Source organism: Streptomyces sp. NPDC002265, from assembly GCF_040296125.1.
Classification (GTDB): Bacteria; Actinomycetota; Actinomycetes; order Streptomycetales; family Streptomycetaceae; genus Streptomyces.
This window is the reverse complement of sequence record NZ_JBEOWS010000033.1, coordinates 18,811-45,069: the sequence shown is the minus strand read 5'-3', so window position 1 is coordinate 45,069 and position 26,259 is coordinate 18,811. Positions and strand designations below refer to the sequence as shown.

Sequence of the window (26,259 nt, the reverse complement as noted above, 5' to 3'; positions counted from 1 at the left end):
GCCACCCGCCACCTGACAGGCGGGTGGCGGCGCGCCACACCCTCCACGTACGCCACACACCCGGAAGCGCGGGAGATCGTGTTCGACTTTCTTGAAGGTTACGACGTCCTCGGGGCGTTCTGGACGACGGTGCAACTCACCGCCCTGTCCGCCGTCGGCTCCCTGGTCTGGGGCACCCTGCTGGCGGGGATGCGGGTCAGCCCGGTCCCGCTGATGCGCGGTTTCGGCACTGCCTACGTAAACATCGTGCGGAACATCCCTCTGACGGTCATCATCGTCTTCTCCTCGCTGGGCCTGGCCGACATCTTCGGCGTCACCATGGGTGCGTCCGACGACTTCAAGCTCCAGGGCTTCCGGCTGGCGGTGCTCAGCCTCTCCGCCTACACGGCGGCCTTCGTCTGCGAGGCGATCCGGTCCGGCATCAACACCGTGCCCGTGGGGCAGGCGGAGGCGGCCCGCGCGATCGGGCTGAGCTTCAGCCAGTCGCTGCGGCTGATCGTGCTGCCGCAGGCCTTCCGGGCGGTGATCGCGCCCCTGGCGAACGTGCTGATCGCCCTGACCAAGAACACCACCGTGGCGGCCGCGATCGGCGTGGCCGAGGCCGCCACCCTGATGAAGACGATGATCGAGAACGAGGCGCAGACACTCGCCATCGGCGCGCTCTTCGCCCTCGGCTTCGTGGTGCTGACCCTGCCCACCGGCCTCCTCCTCGGCTGGGTCGGCAAGCGCATGGCGGTGAAGCGATGAGTTCGGTCCTCTACGACGCCCCCGGCCCGCGGGCCAGACAGCGCAACATCGCCCTGTCGATCGTCTTCTTCCTGCTGCTCGCCCTGCTGCTGTGGTGGGCGTGGGGGAAGATGGACGACAAGAACCAGCTCGAATGGGCCCTGTGGGAGCCCTTCGTCACCGCCCAGGCCTGGAACACCTATCTGCTGCCGGGGCTCGGCAACACGATCAAGGCCGCCGCGCTCTCCATGGTCATCGCGCTTCCGCTGGGCGCGGTCTTCGGCATAGCCCGGATGTCCGACCATCGCTGGGTCCGCGTCCCGGCCGGAGTGGTGGTCGAGTTCTTCCGGGCGGTACCGGTACTGCTGCTGATGCTGTTCGCGATGGAGTTCTACGTCCGTTCCACGAACGTCTCCAGCGACGACCGGCCCTTCTACGCCGTCGTCACCGGTCTGGTGCTCTACAACGCCTCGGTCCTCGCCGAGGTCGTCCGGGCCGGCATCCTCTCCCTGCCCAAGGGACAGACGGAGGCCGCGTACGCGGTCGGTCTGCGCAAGGGCCAGACGATGAGCAGCATCCTGCTGCCGCAGGCCGTCACGGTGATGCTGCCGGCCATCGTCAGCCAACTCGTCGTGATCGTGAAGGACACCGCGCTGGGCGGTGTGATGCTCACCTTCCCCGAGTTGATGAGCTCGCGCAGCACCCTGGCGGCCAACTACGCCAACGTCGTCCCCAGCTTCATCGTGGTGGGGATCATCTTCGTCGCGCTGAACTTCGCCCTCACCTCCTTCGCCTCCTGGCTGGAGCGCCGGCTGCGCCGCAGCAAGCGGGGCACCGGCAAGGTGCTCGGCGCCGAGGACGTCGAGGAGCTCAACGCCGCGGAGGTCGGGGGCTCCTTCGGCGCCGGCGCGGGCGGCAGCATCTGACACTCGCTCAAGTGGCGGGTGCGGCCCGGGAACAGTGGCGTGACCAGTGCGGAAACCTGCCGGAAGCCGTCGGGTGACCGATACGGAGGCCGTGGCGTGATCGCCACGGCCTCCGTCACTTGACGCAAGCAGCGGCAATGGGTTGCATACGTTCTGTGATCGTGCACCCTGCCCCGACCTCCTGCTCACCCACGTCCCCGAGGACTTCGCCGCGGGCAGGAGGCGCCGCGCCGTGGACCCGGTGATCATCGTCGGCGCGGGGCCCGTGGGGCTCACGCTCGCCCTGGCGCTGGCCCGTCAGGAGGTGCCCTCGGTCGTCCTGGACGAGGGACCGGGCAAGGACGAACCCCGCCTCGCGCGCACAGTCGTACTGCGCGCGGACACCGCCGCGCTCGTGGAACGGCTGACCGAGGTGCCGCTCGCCGAGGAGGGCGTGCGCTGGGCCGGATGGCGGTCGCTGCGGCGCAAGCAGGTGATGCGCGAGATCACCTTCGACGACACCGAACCCGGACCGCTGCACCTCGCCCAGCACGTGCTGACCGGCGCCCTGCGCGCGGCCGTCGCCGGCGAGCGGCTCGTCAAGGTCGCCGTGGACAGCCGCCTGGACGCCGTCGAGCAGGAGTCCTCCGGCGTCACGGCGCGCACCCGGGGCGACAAGGGCACCTGGTGGCGCGGCAGTTACCTGGTGGGCTGCGACGGTCCGCGCTCGACGGTCCGCAAACTTCAGGACATCCGCTTCCCGGGCCGCACCGCGGTGGAACGACACGCCGTGGCCGCGCTGCGCACGGAACTTCCCTGGACCGACGAAGCGTTGATCCACCGGATGCCGCCCTGGCGGACGTCCGGGCCCTGGGCCGGAGAGGTCACCGCACGCCCGCTGCCGGACGGCGCCTGGCGGCTGGACTGGCTGCTGCCGCCCGGCAGCAAGGACCTGGTCACCCCCGAGCTCCTGGTCACCCGGGTCCGGGAGACCCTGGCCGGCTGGACGGACGGCTCCACACCGCCGTACGAACTGCTGGACACCGGCGTCCACACGGTTCACCACCGGCTGGCCCGCCGCTGGCGCGCGGGGCGGGTCTTCCTCGCCGGGGACGCCGCCCACCTGCTCGGCACGCTCGGCACCCAGGGGCTGGACGAGGGGCTCAGGGACGCCGACAACCTCGCCTGGAAGCTGGCGCTCGCCTGGCACCACGGCCCGCACGAGACGCTGCTCGACAGTTACCAGACGGAGCGGCGCGCCATCGTCGCCGCCCGGCTGCGCGCCGCCGACCAGGTACTGCCGCTGCTGCGCGGCAGCGGCGGGCTGCGGGCCTTCGTCCCCGGCTCGGCCCGGGGTCACGAGGCTCTGCTCACCGACGGCCACCTCGGCCGCGGCCCGCTGGGGGAACCCGGTGGGTACGCCGGCTCCCCGCTCACGCCACCGCCCCTGGAGGCCGAGGTCCCCGTGGACACCCCGCCGGGCACCCAGGTCGCGGACGTACGGGTGACGGCGGAGGACGGCTCCTTCGTACCGCTCCGCGAGCGGCTGGGCCGGGGGGCGCTGCTCGTCGTCCTGATCGCACCGGGCACGGGCGTGTGGGAGCGCAAGCACTGGGTGACGGCCGGGATCATGCCCCGGCTCGCCGCCGCGGTGACCGCGCTGCCGCACCCGGCGGAGCTGCTGGTCGCCGAGAGCTACCCCGGCGCGGCCGCCCACACCGTCCTCCTCGTCCGCCCCGACGGCCATCTCGTCACCGCCCTGAACGGCGTGCGCCCGGCCGACCTGTACGCGGCGGCCGAGGCGACGCTCGGCGGCCCGGCCCGCAGAGAGGCGACGGTCGGCTCCGCCTCGACGTGACCACATTGGGCGCTTGGGCGCTTGGGCGCTTGGTCAGGCGGGCGGCGGGCGCGGCCCCGCGCGGCCACCCGCGCGCGACTCACCGTCACCCTGTGGTCCGCATGGTGACAGTGAGTTGACCACCCGGCACCGGCATGGTCTACTCCGGATCGTGACCGACACCTGCGTGCGCCTTTGGCGGAGGGTCCATATGGACCTCGTCCGCTACGCGGGCTGCGTGTGTCGCCCGTCCTGCTGAATTCGCATCCCTCTTCACCCGCGCGCGCCGCCCTTCGCCGCCGCGCGCTCTCGCGAACGCTGACCAGGACGGTGCCCGTGTCTGTCACTCCCTCTGCCCCCGTCTCCGCTCCCGCCTCCGTGCCCCACCCGGCCCAGGCCCCCACGCAGGCGGACCTCCTCGACTTCGTACGGCGCACCGCCGCCGACACCGAGTTGATCGCCTCGCTCCCGCTGGACCCGCAGGGCCGCACCTGGGTGCGCCTGGACGGGCCCGGCGGCAGCGAGGCCTGGCTGATCGGCTGGCCGCCCGGCAGCGGCACCGGCTGGCACGACCATGCGGAGTCGGTCGGTGCCTTCCTCACCGCGCGGGGCGAGCTCAAGGAGAACTCGCTCGCCGCGCGCCTGCCCGCCGACGGCTGGAAGACCCTGGAACTCTCCGACGGCGTCGACCGGCAGCGCCGGCTCCCGGCGGGCCGGGGCCGCTCCTTCGGCCGCCACCACGTCCACGAGGTCCTCAACGAGTCCACCGCCGAGCATGCGATCTCCGTCCACGCCTACTACCCGCCGCTGCCGCAGATCCGCCGCTACAGCCGTACCGGACCGGTGCTGCGGCTGGAGCACGTCGAGCGCCCGCAGGACTGGCAGTGAGCGCCCCGGGCGAGCGCCGGCCGACCGGCGTCGACGAGCTGCTGGAGCGGGTGCGTGAGGGCTACGAGCGGATCGAGGCGCCGGCGGCGTACGCGGCCGCTCGGGCGGGCGAGGCACTGCTGGTGGACATCCGGTACGCGGCACTGCGCGAGCGGGACGGCCTGATCCCCGGCGCGCTCGTCATAGAACGCAACGAGCTGGAATGGCGCCTCGATCCGCAGGGCAGCCACCGCGTCCCGGAGGCCACCGGCCACGATCTGCGCATCGTCGTGATCTGCAACGAGGGTTACGCCTCCAGCCTGGCCGCCGCGTCCCTGCACCAGCTGGGCCTGCACCGGGCGACCGACCTGGTCGGCGGCTTCCAGGCGTGGCGGACGGCGGGGTTCCCGGTCAACTAGGGCCTGTCCCAGGGCCCGCCGGGAGTCGACACGCTGATCGCCGAAGGCCGCCCGGACGGGAGCCAGGGCGTCCACCACCCACGGCTCGTCGTCGGCCTCCCACGGCTTCGGCCGCGCCACTCCGCACCCCCCGGCCGGGCTCACCGCCCCTGTCCGACAGGGCCGTTCGGCCCTTGCCGCCGGTCAGGGGCACTGACTTCACTGATCCCGCGCGGGACGGACGGGCGAGCGAGAGCGTCGCAGGGCAGGGAGGGGAGCGGGATGATGATCTCGGTGGTCGGGCACGCCGACCTGACGCCGGACACGCTGGGGCTGGTGGAGGCCGAGCTGCGGGCCCGACTGGAGCAGCGGTTCGCACGAGCGTCCGGGGTGGTGCGTGCGGGTGCCGGTGGTGCCCTGGCGTTCGGGCGGGCGGTGCGGGCGGCGGGACACCGGCTGGTCGTGGTCACTCCCACCCAGGGGATGGTGCCCGCGCTGCTCCCGGCGCAGGACCGGACGGCCACCGGTGCCCTGCTGGACCTCGCCGAGCAGGTGCGCCTGGTGGCGTACGACCCGGCCGACCGCGACGCCTGCGTCGGCGCGGACGAACGGATGATCGCGGGATGCCGGCAGCTGCTGGCCGTATGGGACGGCTCGCCGTCCAGCGGCCGGGACGCCACCGCGCATCTGGTGGCGTACGCCCGTGCGCACGCCGTTCCGGTCGACGTCGTATGGCCCCGGGGCGCAGCGCGCGGAGGCATACGCATCGCACCGGAACCGGACCGCGAGGTCGGTCCGGTTCCGGTCCGCGAGGTCGCTCCGGTTCCGGTCCGCGACGACGGTCCGCGCGGCAGCGGCGACTCGTCGGCCGTCGTGGGTCCGTGGCCCACCCCTAGGACCAGTGAGGCGGGAACACCCCGATGACCGGCACCACCACGACCGCGCACCACCTCACCACCGGGACGGATGGCGGCGGACGCGAACGGAGGACCGTACCGGCGGACGGCACCGGCGCCTCCCGCGCCCTCGCCTGGCTGCTGATCGTCTCCGGCGCGCTCGGCGTCCTCGCCTCCTTCGTGATCACCGTCGACAAGTTCCAGCTGCTGCAGGACCCGCACTTCTCACCCTCGTGCAACCTGAGCCCGATCCTGTCCTGCTCCGACGTGATGAAGAGCGCCCAGGCGTCCGTGTTCGGCTTTCCGAACCCGTTGCTGGGCCTGCTCACCTATCCGGTGGTCGTCGCCGTCGGGTTCGCGCTGCTGGCCGGGGCCCGCTTCCGCCGGTGGTTCTGGCTGGGTCTGAACGTCGGCACGCTGTTCGGCGCGGGCTTCTGCATGTGGCTGATGACCCAGGCGCTGTACGAGATCGGCGCGTTGTGCCTGTGGTGCTGCCTGGCCTGGGCGGCCACCATCGCCATGTTCTGGTACACCACCGCGCACAACCTTCGGCACGGGATCGTCCGCGCGCCCCGCGAAGTGGTCGCGGGCGTGCTGGAGTTCCACTGGGTGGTGCCGGTCACCTGGTGCCTGGGCATCGTGATGCTGATCGCCACACGCTGGTGGGACCACTGGCAGACGCTGCTCTGAGTTCCTCCGTCTCCCGGCCGGCCGGGTCTCCTCGGGTGTCGGGGCGACCCGGCCGGCGCGGACGGTTCGGCGCGGGCTCTCACCCCTGCGTCGGTCTCGGCGAGACCGTGCTGTTCGCCGGCGGGGTGAGCACGACCTGCGGCTGTCCCCCGACCGCGGGCGGCGGGGTCAGGTCCTGGGCCGCGAGCGTGGGCGCGGTGGTCTCCTGGAGGACGACCTGGCCGAAGTCGACCAGGCCGGTCTTCTCCACGGCCGCGATGTGGTCCAGGACCGTGTCGTTGACCTGATCGGCCAGAGCGCGCACCAGCGAGTTCCTCGTGGTGGTGCGGACGTTCGCGATCACGGGGAGGAACTGGCCGTTCGTCGTGCGCACGATGGTGGCCAGGTCGGTGTCGAACTGCTTGCCGCTCTCCGCGTTCAGCCGGGACGCGAAGCCCTGCTGTTGTGGCGACGGCTGGTCGGGCAGTGCGATGCCCAACCGGACGGCGTCGTCGCGGCAGGCGGCGTCCAACACGGCGTCACCGTCGACCAGATGTTCCCCGGCGGTCCTGACCGCCTTCGTCGTTCCCTTCTTCGACGCCGTCCGACCGACGGGGTACTCCCACAGTCCGGTCGAGCGGACCTTGACCACGAAATCCCGGTCGGCTTCCGTCAGCGGTCCGGTCGCCGGGTTGGCGACCACCCGCTCAGGTGCGCTGCCGACCTTCTGGACTCCGAGCATGGAGGGGTAGAGGAGGGAGCCGAGGGTGAGGCTGATCGCGCCACCCACGAAGAGATTTCCCGCCGCCTTCCGTGAAACGAGCACTGTGTCTCCTGATCCGGTTCATCGGATCCCGCACACACGGACATACGGCTGCGAGCGCCCGTGGAACCTTTTGGGTTCGTAAAGTCCCGCGGGGCCGGCGCCCTGCACGCCGAGGAGCGGGGGCCGGCGCTGCAGCCGAGCGAAGAGGGGCCGTTGGGCCCTATCGGCGGGCCGGAGAGGGGCTGTTGGACCCTATCCGGGGCGGGTGCCCCACAGCCGATCATGTGACGGCGGCCGGGAAGGGCCAGGTCCATTCCCGCACTTCTGGTCCTTCCCGGCACGTCGACGACATCAACCGATCGGCATCAGCCGATCGACATCAACATCAACCGATCGGCATCGACCGATGGGGAGGACACCGTCCGGTGGACGAGATACAACAGCCGAGGACCGCACGGCCGGGTGCCGGCGTCGCCGTGGCAGACGGTCCGCCCGGACCTGCGGCAGGACCGGCGCCCCGGCCTGCGTGGACGGACTGGCTGACGACCACCGACCACAAGAAGATCGGGACGATGTACCTGGTCACGGCCTTCGCGTTCTTCCTCGTCGGCGGCGTGCTGGCGCTGGTGATGCGCGCCGAGCTCGCCCGTCCCGGCCTGCAGATCATGTCGAACGAGCAGTTCAACCAGGCCTTCACCATGCACGGCTCGATCATGCTGCTGATGTTCGCGATGCCCCTGTTCACCGGCTTCGCCAACTGGATCATGCCGTTGCAGATCGGTGCCCCGGACGTGGCCTTCCCCCGGCTGAACATGCTGGCCTACTGGCTGTTCCTGTTCGGCTCGTCGATCGCCGCGTTCGGCTTCCTCACCCCGGACGGCGCCGCCGACTTCGGCTGGTTCCTCTACGCGCCGCTGTCCGACGCCGTCCACTCCCCGGGCGTGGGCGCCGACCTGTGGATCATGGGCGTCGCCCTGTCCGGCTTCGGGAGCATCCTCGGCGCGGTCAACTTCATCACCACGATCATCTGCATGCGCGCGCCGGGCATGACCATGTTCCGGATGCCGATCTTCACCTGGAACGTGCTGCTGACCGGCGTCCTGGTCCTGATCATCTTCCCGGTGCTGGCCGCCGCGCTGTTCGCGCTGGAGTGCGACCGCAAGTTCGGCTCCCACGTCTTCGACGCGGCCAACGGGGGCGCGCTGCTGTGGCAGCACCTGTTCTGGTTCTTCGGCCACCCGGAGGTGTACGTCCTCGCCCTGCCGTTCTTCGGCATCGTCTCCGAGGTGATCCCGGTCTTCGCCCGCAAGCCGATGTTCGGCTACATGGGCCTGATCGGCGCCACCATCGCCATCGCCGGCCTGTCCGTGACCGTGTGGGCCCATCACATGTACGTCACCGGCGGCGTCCTGCTCCCCTTCTTCTCCTTCATGACCTTCCTCATCGCGGTCCCGACCGGCGTGAAGTTCTTCAACTGGATCGGCACCATGTGGAAGGGCTCCCTGAGCTTCGAGACGCCGATGCTCTGGGCCACCGGCTTCCTGATCACCTTCGTCTTCGGCGGGCTGACCGGCGTGATCCTCGCCTCGCCGCCGATGGACTTCCACCTGTCCGACTCGTACTTCGTGGTCGCGCACTTCCACTACACGGTCTTCGGTACGGTCGTGTACGCGATGTTCGCCGGCTTCCACTTCTGGTGGCCCAAGTTCACCGGCAAGATGCTCGACGAATGCCTCGGCAAGATCACCTTCTGGACGCTGACGGCCGGTTTCCACACGACCTTCCTGGTCCAGCACTGGCTCGGCGTCGAGGGCATGCCCCGCCGTTACGCCGACTACCTCGCCGCCGACGGCTTCACCGCCCTCAACACCCTTTCCACCATCGGCTCGTTCCTGCTGGGACTGTCGATCCTGCCGTTCCTCTACAACGTGTGGAAGACCGCGAAGTACGGCACGAAGGTCGAGGCCGACGACCCCTGGGGCTACGGCCGCTCACTGGAGTGGGCCACCTCCTGCCCGCCGCCGCGCCACAACTTCGTCTCCCTGCCCCGCATCCGCTCCGAATCCCCGGCCTTCGACCTGCACCACCCGGAGATCGTCGCACTCAAGGAAGTGGGCTGAGCCGTGGCGGGAACCGTTCCGGCGCTGGGCGCCGCGCTGCTGACCGCCGCCGGCTTCGTCTGGTACGTCCCTGCCGTCGCCGACCTGCGTGCGGGCCCCGACCGGCCGGTCTCCCGCCGTACCGCGGCGGCGGCCTGCCTGACCGGCTGGACGACGCTCGCCGCCGTCGCCGTACTGCTCTTCGCCGGCGCGGCGTGGCAGGCGGAGTGCGCAGCGGCGACGGCGGGCGCGACCGTCGCGGCCGTCCTGCGGATCCGTGCCGCCGCGCAGCACCGTCACGAGGTCCGGGAGACCGTCCGGCACTGGGCGGCGCTGGCCCCCGGCCTGCCCGGGCACGGCCGGGGCGACGACCGCTCCCGATACGTCCTCGCGTCCCTTCTCGGCTGCGGTCTGGTCGCCACCGTGGTCACCACGTCCGTCGCGATGACCATGGGCTCCGGCGGCGGGAACTGAGCGACGGCCGCCGCCGCGGCCACCGTCACCGGCCGGGCTCTCACCGGGCTGCGGCCGTGGCGGGGCCGGCGGCTCCGAGAAGGGACATTTCCGGGGACGTCTCCCGCTTGCGCCCAGGATGCCGAGCCCGACGCTCGCCCCTGGGCGGCAGCGGCCCGATCACCGTCTGCTCACAGGTCGTCCGACGGGCAGTAGAGCGGGGCCGTGTCCGCGTTGTCCTTGGTGACCAGGCGCAGGGACGTCCGGGCGATCCTGTCGACCCGGTCGTCCTCACGCAGCAGGTCCACGGCGTTGGTGACGGCCAGTGCGCCGGTGTCCGCGGCCGAGTTGGCGACCGTGGCGGAGAAACGGCCGTCCTTGAGGGCGGCCAGGGCCTCGTCGGTGCCGTTGACCGTCACGATCCTGACGTCCTCGGCGCCGGCCGCGTCGAAGGCCTTACGGACCGCGAAGGCCATCTCCTCGTTCGCGACGAAGGCGTAGTCGAGGTCCGGGTGGTCCTTGATCATGCCCTTCGCGACCTCCCGCGCCCGGCCCGGGTCGAACATGCCCGCCCCGGTCGCGACCACCTCGGCGTTGGCCGGCAGGGCACCCTTGAATCCGCCCACGAGGAGGTCGGACGCGGCGCCGGGAGCGCCCGCGACGATGCCGACCTGTACGTCCTTACCGGCCGCGTCCTCGTCGATCCAGCCGGCGTCGAGGCTGCCGACCTTCTTCAGGTCGACCACCACGGCGCCGAGCAGACCGGACGTGTCGTCGGGGACGACCGAGGTCAGGAAGATCGGGATGCCCGAGGCCTTCGCCCTGGCGATGTCGTCGTCGAGGGCGTGGACGTCGACGGTCTGCACGATCAGCGCGTCGACCTTCTTCGCGATCATCTCCTTGATGTTGGTCAGCTCGGTGGCGGCGTCCTGGTGCGAGTCGGCCGTGTAGAGCCTGACCCGGTAGTTCTTCGCCTCCGCCTCCACGGCCGCCTGGAGACAGGTGTGGAACTTCGTCGTGCCGCCGTTGACGAAGCCGAAGGTGAACGGCCCGGTGACCGCGTCGGAGGCCGCCTCCTGCCCCAGACCGCATCCGCTGAGCAGCAGGCTGGTACCGAGGGCCGAGGCGACCAGCGCTCTTCGGGGGCGAGCGGGCACGGGCATGTCTGGGCCGCCTTTCGGGCGCATTCGGGGATGCAGCGGCATGTCACGACCATCGGAATGTACGGCGACGGAAGTGCGCGGAACCGCAGGACGGCAGCAGACGGTACAGCCGGGGTGAAGAAGGACACCCTCCCGGGAACGCAACGTAAAGCTGCGCGCCACAGACCCCTCACGCGACGCGGCAGCCTCTAGTGTCGAACAGCGCGGCAGGACCTCTCGCGCGGGTCCTGCGGGGGTTGCGGGGGGTCTCGTGGGGGCGCGCTCAGCCCTCGTCGTACCCGTAGTGGTCCCCGTCGGCGAGGAACTCCGCGTCCTCGCCCTCCTCCTCCAGTGCCTGTCGGACCACACGCAGGGCCAGCCCCTGGGAGTAGCCCTTGCGGGCGAGCATGCCGGCCAGGCGGCGCAGCCGTTTGTCACGGTCGAGCCCGCGGGTGGTGCGCAGCTTGCGGGCGACGAGTTCGCGCGCGGTCGCCTCCTCCTGCTCCGAGTCGAGCCGGCCGACGGCTTCGTCGATCAGGGTGGAGTCGACGCCCTTGGTCCGCAGTTCCTGGGCGAGAGCGCGCCGGGCCAGCCCCCGGCCGTGGTGCCGGGACTCCACCCAGGCGCCCGCGAACGCGCCGTCGTCGATCAGCCCGACCTCCTCGAACCGCGACAGCACCGCGTCGGCGACATCGTCCGGGACGTCCCGCTTGCGCAGGGCGTCCGCGAGCTGCTTGCGCGTGCGTGGGGTCCCGGTGAGCAGGCGCAGACAGATCGCCCGCGCCCGCTCAGCCGGGTCTCCCGAGGACTCCCCCTGCTCGGCCCTCGACGAGGAGGAGGAGTCTTCGTCCTGTGGGTCGCCGGACGGCTGCGCGGCAGCGCGCCGCCGGCGACCGCGGCCGCCGCGCCCCGCAGAGCCCTCGCGCGACGTCGGCTCACCCCCGTACGCGTCATGGTCCGGCCCCCCGTGGCCGTAACCTCCGTCGTCCGGCACTGCGTACCCGTAACCGCCGTCTTCCGGCCCCTCGTACCCGTGACCGCCCTCGTCGGGTCCCCCGTACGGGCCGCCGTCCACGCCTCCGGGGCCGCCCCCGCCTCGCCTTCCCCGCCTGGGCGGGGCGTCGAGGCGGTCGTACTCGGCCCAGTCGGTTCGTCGTGTCACGGGTCAGCTCTTGGCAGCTGCGGCCTTGGTCCTGGTGGCCTTGGCAGCGGCGGGAGCAGGCACGGTCTTCGCGGTCTCGTCCGCGGCAGCGGTCGCCGGGGCCGCCGCGTCCGTACCCGACTGCGCGGTGGGCTCCTCCGGCCGCACGCCGACGCCGAGCTTCTCCTTGATCTTCTTCTCGATCTCGTTGGCCAGGTCGGGGTTGTCCTTCAGGAAGTTGCGCGCGTTCTCCTTGCCCTGGCCGAGCTGGTCGCCCTCGTACGTGTACCAGGCGCCGGCCTTGCGGACGAAGCCGTGCTCCACGCCCATGTCGATCAGGCCGCCCTCACGGCTGATGCCCTGGCCGTAGAGGATGTCGAACTCGGCCTGCTTGAAGGGCGGCGCGACCTTGTTCTTGACGACCTTGCAGCGGGTGCGGTTGCCGACCGCCTCGGTGCCGTCCTTCAGGGTCTCGATACGGCGGATGTCGATGCGCACGGAGGCGTAGAACTTCAGCGCCCGGCCACCGGTCGTGGTCTCCGGGGAGCCGAACATCACGCCGATCTTCTCGCGGAGCTGGTTGATGAAGATCGCGGTGGTCTTCGACTGGTTGAGCGCGCTGGTGATCTTCCGCAGGGCCTGGCTCATCAGACGGGCCTGGAGACCCACGTGGCTGTCGCCCATCTCGCCCTCGATCTCCGCGCGCGGGACGAGCGCGGCGACCGAGTCGATGACGATGAGGTCGAGCGCACCGGAGCGGACCAGCATGTCCACGATCTCCAGCGCCTGCTCGCCGTTGTCCGGCTGGGACAGGATCAGGTTGTCGATGTCGACGCCGAGCTTCTTCGCGTACTCGGGGTCGAGTGCGTGCTCCGCGTCGACGAAGGCGACCTGGCCCCCGGCCTTCTGCGCGTTCGCCACCGCGTGCAGGGTCAGGGTCGTCTTGCCGGAGGACTCCGGGCCGTACACCTCCACCACGCGGCCGCGCGGCAGGCCGCCGACGCCCAGGGCGACGTCGAGTGCGGTCGACCCGGTGGGGATGACCTCGATGGGCTCGTTCGGGCGCTCGCCCAGGCGCATCACCGCGCCCTTGCCGAATTGCCGTTCAATCTGTGCGAGCGCGGCGTCGAGCGCCTTCTCGCGGTCGGTTCCTGCCATGGGTTCCACCCGGTTTGCTTGAGTCGATCGCTTCACGTCAAAGACGCTAACGCCTGCCACTGACAATGCGCCCCGACGCCGGTCCGGCCTGTGGATAACTCGGGCACCTACCCCACCAAACCGGGCTTAAATGCCACCCGAGAGCCATGCCGGAGCCTCCATAAGAATGGATGTTCGATTTTCGTGTCAAGCGCACCACGCGCCACCTCCGAGCCTACGTTCACGCACCGACGGCGCCCCGGATCCGGCGCCGGGACCGCCCGGCAGGCCCCGAGCCGCCCGGCAGACCCCGGCAGGCCCCGGCTACTTCCCCCGGCGTACGCCGACCGCCTCCGGCCGGACGACGACGGCGCGCGCCGTTCCCGCGAGGCTCGAGCCATGAACAGCAGCGACGGGACCGTGCCCGGCAGCAGGGAGACCGGCTTGCGAGCCGGCCACGCGGACGGCCCCACAGACGGCCACGCAGACGGCCGGGGCGACGCCCGGGGAGCCGGCCCCGGAGACAGCCGGAAGGAAAGCCGGGCGGACGGCCGTGGGCGCGGTCTCCCCGACTCCGCCCTCGCCCTCGACCCTCCGGGCCCGGCCGTGGACCGCCGCCTGCTGGCGACCGGCCTGCTCCTGGTCCTCTCCGGGCTCCTGCACCTGCTGGTGTTCGCCGTCGACGGCGGCCCCTGGGACGGCCCCGTCTCCTGGCGCAAGCCGGTGACCTTCGGACTGTCCTTCGGCGTGACCCTGATCACGGTCGCCTGGGTCACGTCGTACCTGCGCATGGAGCGCCGGCTGCGCTCCGGGCTGCTGGCCGTCTTCGCGGCGGACTGCGTCGTGGAGGTCGGGGGGATCACCCTCCAGGCGTGGCGCCGGGTGCCCTCGCATCTCAACATGGAGACCCCCTTCGACACGGCGGTGTCCATGACGCTCGCGGTGGGCGGGGGTGTGCTCGTGGTGCTGCTGACCCTGTTCGCGGTCCTGTCCTTCCGGAACCGGCCGGCGGGCCCCGCGGGCATGCCGCTGGCGGTGCGTTCCGGGTTCGCGGTCCTGCTCGTCGCGCTGGCCTCGGGCGCCGCGATGATCGCGCGGGGGGTCGTGCTCACCCGTACCGGCCATCAGGAGGCCGCCTACCACTCGACGGCTTCGCTGAAGCCGCTGCACGGGGTCAGCCTGCACGCGGTCCTGGTCCTGCCCGCGCTGGCCTGGCTGCTGTCCCACACGTCCTGGAGCGAGCCGGTCCGGCACCGGATCGTGGCCGTGGGGGTCGGCTGCTACGCCGTCGCCGTCGCCGCCGCCGGGGTGTGGGCGGTCCTCACGTACTGACCGGGTCCGGGCCGGACGTACCGACCGGGTCCGGGCCGGGCTCTGCGCGCGTCAGTCGGACTCCCGGTCGGCCTCCTCGACGGAACCTCCGCCGGACCGGGTGTCCGGGGACCGCCGCGCCAGCTGCCACGCGCGCGTGAGCAGACTGGAACCCGCGCCGCGCCTTCGGTGCCCGTGCACCCGGGGATCGTCCGTGACGGCGTACCGCTTCACATACGCGCCGAGGAACGCCTGCAGCGTGGCGACCGCGGGGATGGCGATCAGCGCGCCGACCGCGCCGAGCAGGGCGGTGCCCGCCACGACCGACCCGAAGGCGAGCGCGGGATGGATGTCGACGGTCTTCGACGTCAGCTTGGGCTGCAACACGTAGTTCTCGAACTGCTGGTAGATCACGACGAAGACCAGCACCCACACCGCGTACCAGGGGTTGACGGTGAAGGCGATCAACATGGGCAGGGCGCCCGCGAGATACGTGCCGATGGTGGGGACGAACTGGGAGACCACACCCACCCACAGACCGAGCACGGGCGCGTACGGGATGCCCAGGGCCTCCAGCAGGATGTAGTGGGCGACGCCCGAGATCAGCGCCATCAGCCCGCGCGAGTACAGATAGCCGCCGGTCTTGTCGACGGCGATCTCCCAGGCGCGCAGCACCTCGGCCTGCCGGGCGGGCGGCAGCACGGAGCAGATGGTGCGGCGCAGCCGTGGCCCGTCGGCGGCGAAGTAGAACGAGAACAGCGCGACCGTCAGCAGCCGGAAGAGGCCGCCGAGCACCTGCGTGGACACGTCCAGCACGCCCGCGGCGCTGTTCTGCGCGTACCTCCGCAGCCAGTCGGAGTGGAGCAGGCCCTCCTGGACGTCGACCCGTCTGAGGTGGGTGTGGAACGTGGTGTTGATCCAGTTGATGACCGAGTCGAGGTAGTCCGGGAAGCCCTCGATCATCTTGATGATCTGCCCGGCGAGCATGGACCCGAGCAGGACGACGAAGCCGGCGGTGGCGATCAGCAGTCCGAAGAACACCAGGAAGGTGGCGAGCCCCCTGCGCATGCCGTGGGCGGCCATCCAGCTCACCGCGGGCTCTATGGCGAGCGCCAGGAAGAACGCGATGACTATGTTGATCAGCAGTCCGGTCAGCTGGTGGAAGGCCCAACTGCCGAGCTGGAACACAGCGATGAGTGAGAGCGCGAGCACCATGGCGCGCGGCAGCCAGCGGGGCATGCGCGCGGCCGCCCCGGCGGCCGCGTCCACCGGCGGGGCCGGCGGCGGCGTGCCGAACGGGGCTGTGTGCGGGGCGGGCTGTCCGGTCTCGTCAGTGGGTGCCACGGATCAAGTCTCGCCCACGCCACCGACAGCCGGTCACCGCGTACCGGTCTTCGTGCCCGTTCAACGTTTCTCCTGCGGTACGCCCATCACCGTGCAGACCACCCGCCACACGTCCTTGGCCGCCCAGCCGGCCGCCAGTGCCTCGTGCACCGTACGCCCGCCGAGTTCCGACATCACATGATCGCGTGCGAACGTCTCGGCGCCCGCACCGAAGTGCTCCGCCATCCGCTGCCAGAAGACCGTCAACCGCATGAATCCAGTATCCCGCCCCCTGGGAGTGGGCCCGCGCCGGGACCGCTTGCCGAGACCGCTTTCCGTCCTACGGTCTGACGCATGTCCGCAACAGGAGCTTCCGCACTCCCCTCGACACCCCCGGCCCGTTCCCCGCTCTTCCGCGCCGAGCAGTTCGTCTGGCTCACCGCGCGCGTGCTGGAGCAGCGCCTCTTCGCGTATCACTTCCTCAACGGCAGTCCCGATCCGGTGGAGACGGCGCTGGACGCCTACCGCAACCAGGACGGCGGGTACGGCAACGCGCTGGAACCGGATCTGCGCGGCCCGGTCAGCCAGCCGCTGCACACCGCGCACGCCCTGCGCGTCCTGGACTCCATCGGACGCTGCGGCGGTCAGCGGGTGGAGCGGGTGTGCCGCTACCTGACCGCCGTGTCCACGCCGGACGGCGCGCTGCCCGCCGTCCACCCCAGCCAGCGCGGCTACCCGGCGGCCCCCTTCGTCCCGATCGTGGACCAGCCGCCCAGCGAACTCCTGGCCACCGGACCGGTGGTGGGTGTGCTGCACCGCAACGAGGTGTGGCACGCCTGGCTGTTCCGGGCCACGGACTTCTGCTGGCAGCAGGTCGAGTCCCTGGAGAAGTCCCACCCCTACGAGATCGAGGCCGCCGTGGCCTTCCTGGACTCCGTTCCCGACCGCCCGCGCGCGGAGGCGGCCGCCGACCGTCTGGGCCGCCTGGTGCGTGAGCAACGGCTGGCGGCCCTGGACCCGGACCGCCTCGACACGTACCCCGTCGCGCCCGGCTACGCCCCGGGCGAGCACCACTTCCCGCACGACTACGCCCGCACCCCGCGTTCCCTCGCGCGCGCGTGGTTCACGGACGAGGAGGTGAGCCGCTCGCTGGACTTCCTCGCGAGCGAGCAGCAGGAGGACGGGGGCTGGCCCCTGCGCTGGCGGCAGTGGGCCGCGGGCCCCGCGCTGGAGGCCCGTCCGACGGTGACCGTCGAGGCACTGCGCACGCTCAGGGCGTACGGCCGCTCGGTCGGCTGAGCGGACCTCCGATCAGCCGCCCAGGGCCCGCACCCCCGCGGTCACCAGCACGGCCGCCGCGACGACCAGCAGGAACGGCGCGCGCAGCACGAGCGCCACCGCCGCCGCGGCAAGCCCCGCGGCCCTGGCGTCCAGCACGAGCGTGTGCCCGTCGGCGAAAGTCTGCTGGGCCGTGAGGGCGGCGAGCAGGGCGACCGGCAGCAACGCGGCGAGCCGCCGGACGAGCGGGCGCTCGAGTGCCCCCGCGGGGACGAGCAGTCCGGCGAGTTTGGCGGCGTAGCAGCCGAGGGCGGTCGCGCCGATGGCGATCCACGTGTTCAACGGTCCTCCTTCTCCACAGGGCCGGGTTCCGCGAAGGCGGGTTCCACGAGGGCGGGTCCCGTGCGGCCGGGATCCACCCGGTCGCGTTCCGCCGGCTCGTGTTCCGCCGGCCCGTGTTCCGCCAGGTCACGCGTCCCGCCCCGGCGGCGGCCGGTCGCGTAGAGGACGACCGGCGCCGCGAGCGCGGCCACCAGGACGGGCGCCCCCGCGGGCAGTACCGACAGCAGCCCGAGGCCGAGCAGGACCGCGAGACCCGCGACGGCCCGCTCGGTGGTGGACCTCAGCATCGGTGCCAGCAGCGCCAGGAACACGGCGGGTCCGGCCGCGTCGAGACCCCAGGCGCCGGTGTCCCCGATGGCCTCGGCGCCCAGCGCGCCGAGCAGGGTGGTGAGGTTCCACAGCAGGTACAGGCTGAGCCCGGTGACGGTGAACCCCAGGCGGGCGCTGCGCCGGGTCGGCTGCGCCAGCGCGACGGCGGTCGTCTCGTCGATGACCCAGTGGGCGGCGAACGGACGCACCGCGCGCGGAAGGGCCAGCAGCTGCGACAGACGCAGTCCGTAGAACGCGTTGCGCACTCCCAGGAAGAACGCGCCCGCGGCGGCCGTGAACGGGTTGCCGCCGGCCGCGAGGGCCCCCACCAGCGCGAACTGGGACGCCCCGGTGAACACCAGGAGGCTGAGGACGCAGGTCTGCGCCGGTGTGAGTCCGCTGCCGGCCGAGGTCACCCCGAAGGCGAAGCCGGACAGTCCTACGGCGACCCCGACTCCGAGGGCGTCCCGTACGACGGCGCCGTCGGGTTTCTCCCCGTGTCCGGCGCGCCTGTCCGCGAGTGCTGTCTGTTCTGTCACGTTCCGGACGGTACGGACGGCCGCGGCCGCGCGTCTTGTACGTTCTTGCGCTCGTATACGCCCTTGCGCTCGTGTACGTACGCCCTAACGCTCGTGTACGTCCTTGCGCTCATGTACGTCCTCACCCCGGCGTACGCCCTCATGCCCGCGTACGCCCTGGCGCTCGCGTACGCCCTGGCGCTCGCGCTGGTAGGCGCCCGGGGGCACGCCCACGATCCGCGCGAAGTGGCGGTTGAGGTGCGGCTGGTCGGCGAACCCGACCGCGAGCGCGGTCTCCGCGGGCGTCGTCCCCGCGTCCAGCAGCCGTCGCGCCCGGCGCACCCGGACGTCCGTGAGCCAGGTGTGCGGCGGCATCCCGTAGACGTCCCGGAACGCGCGGAGCAGCGCGAACGGGCTGGTCCCGAGGTCGGACGCCAGCCGTTCCAGGGTCGGCGGCGCGGCCATCCGCTCCTCCAGCACGGCACGCGCGCGTGCCGCGGACCGGGCGCCTGCCGTACGTACCTCGCGCCGTGGCAGGGGGCCACCGTTCAGCCGGAGCAGCCGGGTCACCGCGACCCGTAGCAGGGTGTCGGCGGCCAGTGCGTCACCCTCGTCCGCGGCACGCAGCACCTGGTGCACCAGTGCGACGGTGCGCGGGTCGTCGAGGACGGGGCTGACGAATCCCGGGGTGCCCCGCAGGTCGGTCGTCTCGGCCGCTATCTCCGACACGAGCTCCGGCGAGGGGTACACGGCTCCGTACCGCCAGCCCTCGGGCACCCCCGCCCGTCCGGTGTGCGGGGTGTCGGGGTTGACCAGGGCGACCGCTCCGGCACCCGCGTACTGGTCGCCGCCGCCGTGGTGGAAGACCTCCACGCCCTCGGCGATGGCGGCGATCACGAAGTTCTCGTGGGTGTGCCGCACGAAGGTCTTGCGCACGTACCGGGCGCGCAGCAGATCGACCCCCGGCAGTTCCGCGTACTGCCAGTGCCGTGCCCGCTCGCCGGAACCTGCCATAGGGGTCATTCTCCGCCACGGCCGGTCGCACGGCGATCGCCGGGTCCGCGAAGTGCCAGCATTCGCGCAGGTCAGGGCGATTGTCAGTGGCCGGGTGCAGGATGGACGCATGGTCAGCTCCGCACACCGAGCCCTCGACGGCTTCTCCCCCGCGACCCGCGGCTGGTTCACGGGGGCGTTCTCCGCGCCCACCGCGGCCCAGGCGGGCGCGTGGCAGGCCATCCGCGAGGGTTCGGACGTGCTGGTGGTCGCCCCGACCGGCTCGGGAAAGACGCTGGCCGCGTTTCTCGCCGCCCTGGACCAGCTCGCCTCCACCCCGCCCCCGGCCGACCCCCGCAAGCGCTGCCGGGTGCTGTACGTCTCCCCGCTGAAGGCGCTCGCGGTCGACGTCGAGCGCAACCTGCGCAGCCCGCTGACCGGTATCCGCCAGGAATCCGTGCGCCTGGGCCTGCCCGAGCCCGAGGTGAAGGTCGGCATCCGCTCCGGCGACACCCCGCCCGCCGAGCGCCGCGCACTGGCCACCCGCCCGCCGGACATCCTGATCACCACCCCGGAATCCCTCTTCCTGATGCTGACGTCGGCCACCCGCGACGCGCTGACCGGCATCGAGACGGTGATCCTCGACGAGGTGCACGCGGTGGCGGGCACCAAGCGGGGCGCGCACCTGGCGCTCTCCCTGGAGCGGCTGGACGAGATCCTGCCGAGGCCGGCCCGCCGGATCGGCCTCTCGGCGACCGTCCGCCCGGTCGACGAGGTCGCGCGCTACCTCTCGCCCCGCCGCAAGGCGGAGATCGTCCAGCCGAAGTCCGGCAAGGAGTTCAACCTCTCGGTCGTCGTCCCGGTCGAGGACCTGGCGGAGCTGGGCGGCTCTCCGGTCGCCGACGGCTCGGAGGGCAAGGAGCGTCCTTCGATCTGGCCGCACGTGGAGGAGCGGATCGCCGACCTCGTCCAGTCCCACCGGTCCACGATCGTCTTCGCCAACTCCCGCCGCCTCGCGGAGCGGCTGTGCAACCGGCTCAACGAGATCGCGTACGAGCGGGCCACCGGCGAGCCCCTCGCCGAACACCACGCGCCCGCCGAACTCATGGGCGGCTCGGGAGCGGCCCAGGGTGCCCCGCCGGTCATCGCGCGCGCCCATCACGGCTCGGTGTCCAAGGAACAGCGCGCCCTCGTCGAGGAGGACCTGAAGGCGGGCCGGCTGCCGGCCGTGGTCGCCACCTCCAGTCTCGAACTCGGCATCGACATGGGCGCCGTCGACCTGGTCGTCCAGGTCGAGTCACCGCCGTCCGTCGCCTCCGGCCTCCAGCGCGTCGGCCGCGCGGGACACCAGGTGGGCGCCGTCTCCACCGGTGTGGTGTTCCCGAAGTACCGCGGTGACCTGGTCCAGGCCGCCGTGGTCACCGAGCGGATGCGCGTGGGCGCCATCGAGTCCCTGAAGGTCCCCGCCAACCCCCTGGACGTGCTGGCCCAGCAGGTGGTCGCCATGACGTCCATGGACACCTGGCAGGTCGACGACCTGCTCGCCGCGGTCCGCCGCGCCGCCCCCTTCGCCTCGCTGCCGGAGTCGGCGTTCACCGCGGTCCTCGACATGCTCGCCGGCCGCTACCCGTCCGACGCCTTCGCGGAACTGCGCCCGCGCGTGGTGTGGGACCGCGTCGCGGGCACGATCACCGGCCGCCCGGGTGCGCAGCGCCTCGCCGTCACCTCCGGGGGCACGATCCCCGACCGCGGCCTGTTCGGCGTGTTCCTGGCCGGCGCCGACCCGAAGAAGGGCGGGGGCCGGGTCGGCGAACTGGACGAGGAGATGGTCTACGAGTCCCGGGTGGGGGACGTCTTCACGCTGGGCACCAGTTCCTGGCGCATCGAGGACATCACCCGCGACCGGGTCCTGGTCTCCCCCGCGCCCGGGGTACCGGGCCGACTGCCCTTCTGGAAGGGCGACCAGCTGGGCCGGCCGCTCGAACTGGGCCGCGCGCTGGGCGCGTTCCTGCGCGAGGTCGGCTCGCTGCCGAAGCAGGACGCCCGGCTGCGCCTGCTCACCGCGGGGCTGGACGCCTGGGCCGCGGACAACGTGCTGTCCTACCTGGACGAGCAGCGCGAGGCCTGCGGCCATGTGCCGGACGACCGCACGATCGTCGTGGAGCGCTTCCGTGACGAGCTCGGCGACTGGCGGGTCGTCGTGCACTCCCCCTTCGGCGCCCAGGTCCACGCCCCGTGGGCGCTCGCCCTCGGCGCCCGCCTCGCCGAGCGGTACGGCATGGACGCCCAGGTCATGCACGCCGACGACGGCATCGTGCTGCGCCTTCCCGACGCCGACCTGATGGGCCTTGACCTGCTCGACCAGGCACCGATGAAGGCGGGCACGGAGTACGACGCCGACCAGGCCCCGGTCGGCGCGGCGGACGTCGTCTTCGACAAGGGCGAGGTCGACCGGGTCGTCACCGACCAGGTGGGTGGTTCGGCCCTGTTCGCGTCGCGCTTCCGCGAGTGCGCGGCGCGTGCGCTGCTGCTGCCGCGCCGCAACCCGGGAAAGCGCACCCCGCTCTGGCAGCAGCGCCAGCGCGCCGCCCAACTGCTGGAGGTGGCGAGCGAGTTCGGCTCGTTCCCGATCGTGCTGGAGGCGGTCCGCGAATGCCTCCAGGACGTCTTCGACGTCCCCGGCCTGGTCGAGCTGATGGGCGACCTGGAGTCCCGGAAGGTGCGCCTGGTCGAGGTCACCACCCCGGAGCCGTCCCCCTTCGCCCGCTCCCTCCTGTTCGGCTACGTCGCCCAGTTCCTCTACGAGGGCGACTCACCGCTCGCCGAGCGCCGCGCGGCCGCGCTCTCGCTGGACTCTCGGCTGCTGGCCGAGCTGCTCGGCCAGGCGGAGCTGCGGGAGCTGCTCGACGCCGAGGTGCTGGGCGAGCTGGAGCGCGAGCTCCAGTGGCGCACCGAGGACCGGCGGGTCAAGGACGTTGAGGGCGTCGCGGACCTGCTGCGTCTGCTCGGGCCGCTCACCGACGCCGAACTGGCCGAGCGTGGCGCCGAACCGCAGTGGGCGCCGGAGCTGGCCGCCGCCCGCCGCGCGATCCGGGTCCGCGTCGCCGGAGCGGACCACTGGGCGGCGATCGAGGACGCGGGCCGGCTGCGCGACGCCCTGGGCACGGCGCTTCCGGTCGGTGTCCCCGAAGCGTTCACCGAGCCGGTCAAGGACCCCCTCGGCGACCTCCTCGCCCGCTACGCCCGCACACACGGCCCGTTCACCTCCGTCACGGTGGCGGCCCGCTTCGGCCTGGGCGTCGCGGTCTCCGAGGGCGCCCTCCAGCGGCTGGCGGCCTCCGGGCGGGTCGTGCAGGGCGAGTTCCATCCCGCCGGGATCGGCCAGGAGTGGTGCGACGCAACCGTCCTGCGCCGGCTGCGCCGCCGCTCGCTGGCGGCGCTGCGGCACGAGCTGGAGCCGGTGAGCCCGCCGGCGCTGGCCCAGTTCCTCCCCCAGTGGCAGCACATCGGCCAGGGGCACGGGCTGCGCGGCATCGACGGACTGGTACGCGCGGTGGAGCAGTTGCAGGGCGCGTCGGTTCCCGCGTCCGCGCTGGAGAAGCTGATCCTGCCGTCCCGTGTCGCGCACTACACCCCCGCGCTGCTCGACGAACTCACCTCCGCGGGCGAGGTGGTGTGGGCCGGAGCGGGAGCACTGCCCGGCAAGGACGGCTGGATCTCCCTGTATCTGGCGGACGCGGCCCCGCTGCTGCTGCCCCCGCCCCACCCGCTGGAACCGACGGCGCTCCACCAGTCAGTGCTGGACGCCCTCTCCGGGGGCTACGGACTGTTCTTCCGTCAGATCGCCGACCAGGTCCGCGCCACCACCCACCCCGACGCCACGGACCCCCAACTCGCCGACGCGATCTGGGATCTGGCCTGGTCCGGCCGGCTCACGAACGACACGCTCGCGCCCATGCGCTCCCTCCTCGGCTCGGGACGCACCGCGGGCTCCACCGCGCACCGCGCCAGACGCACCGTGCCGCGCGGGCGCTACGGCTCGCTGACGGCGGCGGCCCGCCCCGCCTCCCGCGGCGGACCGCCGACCGTCGCGGGCCGCTGGTCGCTGCTCCCGCAACGCGAACCGGACTCCACGGTGCGGGCCCACGCGCTGGCCCGCACCCTCCTCGACCGGCACGGGGTGGTGACCCGGGGCGCGGTCGCCGCGGAGGGCGTCGAGGGCGGGTTCTCCGCGGTCTACCGCGTTCTGTCCGCCTTCGAGGACAGCGGTCAGGCACGGCGCGGTTATGTCGTCGAGGGGCTCGGCGCGGCCCAGTTCGCGATGGACGGCGCGGTGGACCGCCTGCGCGCGGTGGCCAACGCCCGTGAACGCGGCGAGAACCCGTCGGACCAGGCGTCCGCCCCCGGCTTCCCCGACGGCCACGGCACACCCGGCCACCCGGCCGACGGCTTCACCTCCTCGGACGCCGACGCCCTCGACTTCCCGGACTTCGGCACAGCGGACTTCGGCGGCCTCGCCGCGCCGGACGCCTTCGCCGGGCCCGGTGTCCGCGTCCCGCCGCGCGGCTTCGCGCCGCCCGGCGCGGGCGGTCCCCGAGGTGGCTCCGGCGTCCCGTACGGCGCCGGATCCGTCTTCCCCGGCCACCGTGCCCGTCCCGCTCCCGCCCCCGGCTCCCGGGCCGTGGTCCTGGCGGCCGCCGACCCCGCGAACGCCTACGGCGCCGCCCTCTCCTGGCCGGAGCCCCCGAGCGGCGCCGGGCACAAGCCCGGCCGCAAGGCGGGCTCCCTGGTGGTGCTGGTCGACGGCGAGCCTGCGATCTACATGGAGCGCGGCGGCAAGACCCTGCTGGCCTGGCCCGAGGATCCCGACGGCGACGCCACCGAGGACCCCCGCCTGCGGGAGGCGGCACAGGCGCTCGCCGCTGCCGCCCGAGCGGGTTCCCTCGGCACGGTCACCGTGGAACGCGTCAACGGCGCCTCGGCCCTGACCTCGCCCATCGGCACCCTGCTGGAAGAAGCGGGCTTCATCGCCACCCCCCGGGGCCTGCGGCTACGGGCCTGAGCCGGCCCCGAACCCATCCGACCCCGTCCGGCCACCACCCCTCCCCGCACCCCGCACCCCGCACCCCGCACCCCGCACAGCCTCCCCCGTGCCACCCTTGACCCATGCCCGAAGGTGACACGGTCTGGCAGGCCGCGAGGCGTCTGCACATCGCCCTCGCGGGCCGGGTACTGATCCGATCCGACCTGCGGGTGCCGAAGTACGCCACGGCCGACCTCACGGGCCGCACCGTCCTGGACGTCACCCCGCGGGGCAAGCACCTCCTCACGCGTATCGAGGGCGGCCTGACCCTGCACTCGCATCTGCGGATGGACGGCTCCTGGAAGATCTACCGCCCGGGGGCGCGCTGGACCGGCGGTCCGGCCCACCAGATCCGGGCGATCCTGGGAACCACCGAGCACACGGCCGTCGGCTACCGCCTCCCGGTGCTCGAACTCCTGCGCACCGCCGACGAGCACCGCGCCGTCGGCCACCTGGGCCCCGACCTGCTGGGCCCGGACTGGGACCCCGAGCGGGCCCTGGTCAACCTCCGCACGGACCCCGCCCGCGCCCTCGGCGAGGCCCTGCTCGACCAGCGCAATCTCGCCGGCATCGGCAACGTCTACAAGAGCGAGCTCTGCTTCCTGCTCGGTGTGACCCCGTGGCTCCCCGTCGGCGCCCTGCCCGCCGACCGCGCGGCTCAACTCCCCGCGCTCGCCAAGAGGCTTCTGGAAGCCAACCGCGACCGCCCGGTCCGCAGCACCACAGGCCGACGCGGCCAGGAGCTGTTCGTGTACGGCCGGGCACACCGCCCCTGTCTGCGCTGCCGTACCCCGATCCGCGCGGCCGACCAGGGCGACGGCTCCCGTGAGCGCCCCACCTACTGGTGTCCCGCCTGCCAGCCGGGACCCGCCCCGGCACCGGGCGCCCCGGCCTCCCGCGGATTCCGGTCCCGCCCTACCAATTGACGACCCGTCAGATCCGCTCGTACCGTCCCCTCATGCCCGTCAAGGCGTACGACCTCACCGGACGCACCGCATTCGTCACCGGCGCCGCGGGCGGCATCGGCCGTGCCGCCGCCGTTCTGCTCGCCGAGGCGGGCGCCGTCGTGCACGGCGCCGACCGGGACGCGCAGGGCCTGCACGAGACGGCGACGCTGATCAAGGAGGGTGGCGGCACCGCCCACGTCCATCATCTCGACGTCACCGACCGCGAGCGGCTCCAGCGGGCCGTGGAGTCCTGCGGCCGTCTGGACGTCATGGCCGCGATCGCCGGCATCATGCACAGCAGTCCGGTCCTGGAGACCCGGGACGAGGACCTGGACCGGGTGCTGGACGTCAACTTCAAGGGGGTGCTGTACGCCTGCCAGGAGGCGGCCCGTCTGATGCTCGCGCAGGGCATCCGCGGCAGCATCATCACGATGGCCTCGGGTGCCGTCGACACGGGCGGTGCCGGTCTGCTCTGCTACGGCGCGGCCAAGGCGGCCGTCGTACAGCTGACGAAGACGCTGGCGACCGAGCTGGGCGGGCACGGCATACGCGTCAACGCGGTCGCCCCGGGCTGGATCCGCACGCCCATGACCGACCGCCACGACGCCGCGGCGCAGGCCCACACCGAGGCGCTGATGTGCCGGATGTCACCGCTGGGCCGGGTCGGCGCGCCCGAGGACGTCGCCCATGCCGTGCTCCATCTGGCCTCCGACGCGTCGTCCTTCACGACGGGCCAGATTCTGCGTCCGAACGGCGGAGTGGCGATGCCGTGGTGACCGGAGCGCCCCGCCAGGCCCGGATCCAGCGTCCCGCCCCGAGCGCACCGGGCGCCCCCGCCTTGGGCATGCAGTGGACCGGCAGCAGGCTCAGCCCCCAGCCCCCGACCACGACCGTGCCCTCCAGCGCACCCGAGTCCGGCGCGAGCGCGAGCCGCAGCACGGCCCACCACCACAGCGCCCCGAGTCCGAGAGCCGCCCCCCAGCGCACCGCCCGTATCCGCCCTGCCATGGTCCGCCACCACCTCCAGCCCGACGCCGCAGACCCACCGGCCCCGACGGGACGACGCTAGAACGCCGCCCTCGACACCGGGAGGGCGCACCGACAGCACACAGGCGCACC

At 72.6% G+C, this 26,259-nt stretch carries 24 protein-coding genes and 1 pseudogene; 15 read left to right on the top strand and 10 right to left on the bottom strand.

All coding sequences use genetic code 11. The features are described from left to right. Positions 1-78: 78 nt before the first annotated feature. From ABT085_RS08990 to ABT085_RS08955, 8 genes and pseudogenes are all read left to right on the top strand, one after another. Complete coding sequence (locus tag ABT085_RS08990) at positions 79-747, top strand: amino acid ABC transporter permease (protein ID WP_351603772.1); 669 nt, start codon at positions 79-81, stop codon at positions 745-747. Then, positions 744-1,652, top strand: coding sequence for an amino acid ABC transporter permease (locus ABT085_RS08985; protein WP_351603762.1), 909 nt, complete (start codon positions 744-746; stop codon positions 1,650-1,652). Before ABT085_RS08990 ends, ABT085_RS08985 begins: the two co-directional genes overlap by 4 nt. A 232-nt stretch (positions 1,653-1,884) precedes the next feature. Next, positions 1,885-3,489 carry an FAD-dependent monooxygenase gene (locus tag ABT085_RS08980; RefSeq protein ID WP_351603760.1) on the top strand — a complete coding sequence of 535 codons (1,605 nt, stop codon included), beginning with the start codon at positions 1,885-1,887 and terminating at the stop codon, positions 3,487-3,489. 190 nt (positions 3,490-3,679) lie between these two features. Beyond that, positions 3,680-3,727 (top strand): hypothetical protein, encoded by a 48-nt coding sequence (locus ABT085_RS46670; protein WP_309506048.1) that lies wholly within the window; start codon positions 3,680-3,682, stop codon positions 3,725-3,727. A gap of 77 nt (positions 3,728-3,804) precedes the next feature. Then, positions 3,805-4,356, top strand: coding sequence for a cupin domain-containing protein (locus ABT085_RS08970; protein ID WP_351603758.1), 552 nt, complete (start codon positions 3,805-3,807; stop codon positions 4,354-4,356). Beyond that, a complete protein-coding gene (locus tag ABT085_RS08965) occupies positions 4,347-4,754 on the top strand; it encodes a rhodanese-like domain-containing protein (RefSeq protein WP_351603770.1) in 408 nt (135 codons plus the stop codon). The genes ABT085_RS08970 and ABT085_RS08965 overlap by 10 nt, the downstream gene beginning before the upstream one ends. Before the next feature lie 264 nt (positions 4,755-5,018). Continuing rightward, positions 5,019-5,495, top strand: a pseudogene (locus ABT085_RS08960) (hypothetical protein); the annotation flags it as partial. 158 nt (positions 5,496-5,653) lie between these two features. After that, the gene (locus ABT085_RS08955; protein ID WP_351603756.1) at positions 5,654-6,319 is read left to right on the top strand and encodes a vitamin K epoxide reductase family protein; all 666 of its coding nucleotides are present in this window, start codon (positions 5,654-5,656) and stop codon (positions 6,317-6,319) included. Between the two features lie 79 nt (positions 6,320-6,398). On the opposite strand, the gene ABT085_RS08950 is transcribed toward ABT085_RS08955, so the two are convergent. Continuing rightward, positions 6,399-7,124: a DUF4142 domain-containing protein gene (locus ABT085_RS08950; protein ID WP_502982699.1), complete on the bottom strand. Its 726-nt coding sequence runs from the start codon at positions 7,122-7,124 to the stop codon at positions 6,399-6,401. A gap of 365 nt (positions 7,125-7,489) precedes the next feature. Here ABT085_RS08950 and ctaD point away from each other — a divergent pair, with 365 nt between their 5' ends. Then, on the top strand, positions 7,490-9,184 hold the full coding sequence (gene ctaD, locus ABT085_RS08945; RefSeq protein WP_502982698.1) for an aa3-type cytochrome oxidase subunit I: 1,695 nt from the start codon (positions 7,490-7,492) through the stop codon (positions 9,182-9,184). A gap of 3 nt (positions 9,185-9,187) precedes the next feature. Further along, positions 9,188-9,637, top strand: a complete 450-nt coding sequence (locus ABT085_RS08940; protein WP_351603752.1) for a hypothetical protein — start codon at positions 9,188-9,190, stop codon at positions 9,635-9,637. 170 nt (positions 9,638-9,807) lie between these two features. Here the strand turns inward: ABT085_RS08940 and ABT085_RS08935 are convergent, their stop codons facing one another. The 3 genes from ABT085_RS08935 to recA form a co-directional block, all read right to left on the bottom strand. Continuing rightward, positions 9,808-10,779: a sugar ABC transporter substrate-binding protein gene (locus tag ABT085_RS08935; RefSeq protein WP_351603750.1), complete on the bottom strand. Its 972-nt coding sequence runs from the start codon at positions 10,777-10,779 to the stop codon at positions 9,808-9,810. A 262-nt stretch (positions 10,780-11,041) separates the two neighbouring features. Next, positions 11,042-11,920, bottom strand: coding sequence for a recombination regulator RecX (gene recX, locus ABT085_RS08930; RefSeq protein WP_351603748.1), 879 nt, complete (start codon positions 11,918-11,920; stop codon positions 11,042-11,044). A 3-nt stretch (positions 11,921-11,923) separates the two neighbouring features. Beyond that, positions 11,924-13,057, bottom strand: a complete 1,134-nt coding sequence (gene recA / locus ABT085_RS08925) for a recombinase RecA (RefSeq protein ID WP_351603746.1) — start codon at positions 13,055-13,057, stop codon at positions 11,924-11,926. Between the two features lie 378 nt (positions 13,058-13,435). On the opposite strand from recA, the gene ABT085_RS08920 reads away from it, so the two are divergent. Then, positions 13,436-14,368 (top strand): hypothetical protein, encoded by a 933-nt coding sequence (locus tag ABT085_RS08920; RefSeq protein ID WP_351603744.1) that lies wholly within the window; start codon positions 13,436-13,438, stop codon positions 14,366-14,368. Between the two features lie 51 nt (positions 14,369-14,419). Here the strand turns inward: ABT085_RS08920 and ABT085_RS08915 are convergent, their stop codons facing one another. Both ABT085_RS08915 and ABT085_RS08910 read right to left on the bottom strand, forming a co-directional pair. After that, positions 14,420-15,691: an AI-2E family transporter gene (locus ABT085_RS08915; RefSeq protein WP_351603742.1), complete on the bottom strand. Its 1,272-nt coding sequence runs from the start codon at positions 15,689-15,691 to the stop codon at positions 14,420-14,422. A 60-nt stretch (positions 15,692-15,751) separates the two neighbouring features. Then, positions 15,752-15,943 (bottom strand): DUF3046 domain-containing protein, encoded by a 192-nt coding sequence (locus tag ABT085_RS08910; RefSeq protein ID WP_152893815.1) that lies wholly within the window; start codon positions 15,941-15,943, stop codon positions 15,752-15,754. 81 nt (positions 15,944-16,024) lie between these two features. Here ABT085_RS08910 and ABT085_RS08905 point away from each other — a divergent pair, with 81 nt between their 5' ends. After that, positions 16,025-16,969: a hypothetical protein gene (locus tag ABT085_RS08905; protein ID WP_351603739.1), complete on the top strand. Its 945-nt coding sequence runs from the start codon at positions 16,025-16,027 to the stop codon at positions 16,967-16,969. A gap of 12 nt (positions 16,970-16,981) precedes the next feature. On the opposite strand, the gene ABT085_RS08900 is transcribed toward ABT085_RS08905, so the two are convergent. The 3 genes from ABT085_RS08900 to ABT085_RS08890 all read right to left on the bottom strand — a co-directional run bounded on the left by ABT085_RS08900 (position 16,982) and on the right by ABT085_RS08890 (position 19,131). Continuing rightward, complete coding sequence (locus ABT085_RS08900) at positions 16,982-17,290, bottom strand: AzlD domain-containing protein (RefSeq protein ID WP_351603737.1); 309 nt, start codon at positions 17,288-17,290, stop codon at positions 16,982-16,984. Continuing rightward, a complete protein-coding gene (locus ABT085_RS08895; protein ID WP_351603735.1) occupies positions 17,287-18,138 on the bottom strand; it encodes an AzlC family ABC transporter permease in 852 nt (283 codons plus the stop codon). Before ABT085_RS08895 ends, ABT085_RS08900 begins: the two co-directional genes overlap by 4 nt. Before the next feature lie 84 nt (positions 18,139-18,222). Next, positions 18,223-19,131, bottom strand: a complete 909-nt coding sequence (locus ABT085_RS08890; RefSeq protein ID WP_351603733.1) for an AraC family transcriptional regulator — start codon at positions 19,129-19,131, stop codon at positions 18,223-18,225. 109 nt (positions 19,132-19,240) lie between these two features. Here ABT085_RS08890 and ABT085_RS08885 point away from each other — a divergent pair, with 109 nt between their 5' ends. From ABT085_RS08885 to ABT085_RS08875, 3 genes are all read left to right on the top strand, one after another. Beyond that, positions 19,241-24,172, top strand: coding sequence for an ATP-dependent helicase (locus ABT085_RS08885; protein WP_351603731.1), 4,932 nt, complete (start codon positions 19,241-19,243; stop codon positions 24,170-24,172). Between the two features lie 104 nt (positions 24,173-24,276). Continuing rightward, a complete protein-coding gene (locus ABT085_RS08880; RefSeq protein ID WP_351603729.1) occupies positions 24,277-25,119 on the top strand; it encodes an Fpg/Nei family DNA glycosylase in 843 nt (280 codons plus the stop codon). A 32-nt stretch (positions 25,120-25,151) separates the two neighbouring features. Beyond that, positions 25,152-25,916 (top strand): SDR family NAD(P)-dependent oxidoreductase, encoded by a 765-nt coding sequence (locus tag ABT085_RS08875; RefSeq protein ID WP_351603727.1) that lies wholly within the window; start codon positions 25,152-25,154, stop codon positions 25,914-25,916. Here ABT085_RS08875 and ABT085_RS08870 read toward each other — a convergent pair. Then, entirely contained in the window at positions 25,864-26,148 is a 285-nt protein-coding gene (locus ABT085_RS08870) for a hypothetical protein (RefSeq protein WP_351603725.1), read from the bottom strand. The two genes, ABT085_RS08875 and ABT085_RS08870, sit on opposite strands and share 53 nt — an antisense overlap. Positions 26,149-26,259: the final 111 nt, after the last annotated feature.